Raw genomic sequence first — 2,045 nt, forward strand, 5'->3', positions numbered from 1 at the left:
CCCCATGGCCAGGCCGGCGATCGCGGCGGCCCACCAGAAGCCGCCCTTGGTGCTCACCGAGGCGGCGATCAGGCAGACCGCGATCCAGGCGACCAGCGTGCCCGCCAGCGAGCGCCGATGGCCGATCCGGTCCTGCAGGTAGCCGAAGCCGAAGGCGCCGRGCGCCGCCGCGATATTGAGCACGAAGATCAGCACCATCGTCTCGCTGGGCACGAAGCCGATCACCTGCTCGGCGTAGATCGCCGCCAGCGTGATCGCCACCGCCACGCCCCCCTGGTAGCAGACGGTGCAGGCCAGCAGCCACATGAAGTCGCGATAGGCGCGGGCCTCCCGGAAGGTGTCGCGCAGCTGCAGCCAGGCGCTCTGGTCGGGGCCGCGCTGCTGCGGCAGCGCGCGCTCGGGCAGCAGCGCGAAGGTGACGCAGGCCGCCGCGCCATAGATCGCTGCCGTGATCAGCATCGTGACCGGCACGAAATGCGCGGCCGGCAGTCCGCGCGCCTGGGCCGAGAGCACATAGGCCAGGCACAGGCCCAGCGCCAGCATGCCGCCGAGGTAGCCGAAGGCCCAGCCCCAGCCGCTGACCTTGCCCATGCCCTCGGCGGTGGCGAGTTCCGGCAGGAAGGCGCCGGTGAGYGACTCGCCGTAGGAATAGAAGGCGTTGGAGACGATCACCAGCGCCATCGCGAGCGCCACGGCGTAGGGCCCCGTCAGGCGCGGCGTCAGGGCCAGCGCCGCGGTGCCCGCCACGCAGGCCAGGGTCACGGTGACCAGCACCCGCTTCTTGGCCGCGTGCAGGTCGGCCCAGGCGCCGATCGCGGGCATCGTGACCATCACGATCGCGTACGAGATGCTGAGCGCCACGGTCCAGGCGAAGGCGCCCCAGGGCGCGCCCTGGGCGATGCCGCCGACGAAATAGGCGGCGAACACGGCGGTGATGACCACCGTGGTGTAGCCCGAATTGGCGAAGTCGTACATCGCCCAGCCGAACACTTCGCGCTTGCGCACGCCGGGCTGGAGGGCGGATTGGGGAAACAGGGCCAAGCGAGGACTCCGTGAAAGGAAGGTCGCCGAGCATAGCGGAGCGGCGTGGCCGCCCCGCGTCAGGAACGCGTGGGCCTGTGAACAGGCCTAGTGCAGGTGGCGCGGACGGCGGCCGCCGCCGTGGCCGCCGCTGCCGGGACCGCCGGTGCCGCCGCGCGGGCGCTTGCCGATCTCGAGCGAGTTCACCAGCGCGTCGAASCGRTCGCCGAAGAGCTTGTCGATCTCGGCCACSACGCCGCCGAGMTCGGCGCCGTCGAAATGGCGTTCCATCAGGTTCACCACGTCCTCGACCAGCAGGTCGCGCTGAACTTGCATGATCGCCGCCGGATTCGGACCGACGAAGAGCATCAGGAAGTCGTCGCGCGACTCCTCGTCGGGGTCGCCCTCTTCCTCGTCGAAGTCGGTGTCGTAGAAGGTGACCTCGAGCGCCGCGCCCTGCTCGGACAACTCGTTGAGGGCCATGCACATCTCGTCGAGCGCCTGGCGGAAGTCCTCGTCGCCGGCCACGGTCCAGCAGATCTGGAGCATGTGCTCCTTCTGCTCGAAGCGGATGCCGGGCTCTTCTTCGTAGACGCTGGTGGCGCCATCGGCCAGCGACTTGGCGCCGGCGTATTTCCAGAGCGGGGCGAGCGCTTCCTGGATCTGCTCGAAGCTCACGTCGGAACGCAGCGGCACATCGCCGTGCACATGGATTTCGAACGGAGCGTTGTAGCGAGGCATGTCTTGCTCCCTTGTAGTGTGGTGGTGCCCGGAACCGGGGTCGAACCGGTATGCCCCTTATTCAGGAAGCGGCGGATTTTAAGTCCGATGTGTCTACCAATTTCACCATCCGGGCTTCCGGTCGGACAACGACGATACCGCAAACGAATACAGCCCCGGCAACGTGGGTTGGCGGGGCTGCATTTTCGGTATCGATGTCGGTGGAGGCGCGACCCGGAGTCGAACCGGRCTAGACGGATTTGCAATCCGTTGCATAACCGCTTTGCTATCGCGCCACGCTTTAC

General features: G+C 68.0%; 2 protein-coding genes and 2 tRNA genes. All 4 read right to left on the reverse strand.

The window, feature by feature from the left end:
• On the reverse strand, window positions 1–1,041 hold a 1,041-nt coding region (locus AC1D2K_RS33915), incomplete at its 3' end, for an MFS transporter (protein ID WP_478094730.1).
• Between the two features lie 87 nt (window positions 1,042–1,128).
• On the reverse strand, window positions 1,129–1,761 hold the full coding sequence (locus AC1D2K_RS33920) for a DUF6806 family protein (RefSeq protein ID WP_478094732.1): 633 nt from the start codon (window positions 1,759–1,761) through the stop codon (window positions 1,129–1,131).
• Window positions 1,762–1,783: 22 nt separating this feature from the next.
• A tRNA-Leu gene (locus AC1D2K_RS33925) sits at window positions 1,784–1,876 on the reverse strand.
• An 86-nt stretch (window positions 1,877–1,962) separates the two neighbouring features.
• Window positions 1,963–2,036 (reverse strand) — tRNA-Cys (locus tag AC1D2K_RS33930).
• Window positions 2,037–2,045: the final 9 nt, after the last annotated feature.

This window comes from Variovorax sp. P1_H12_2, assembly GCF_056405335.1.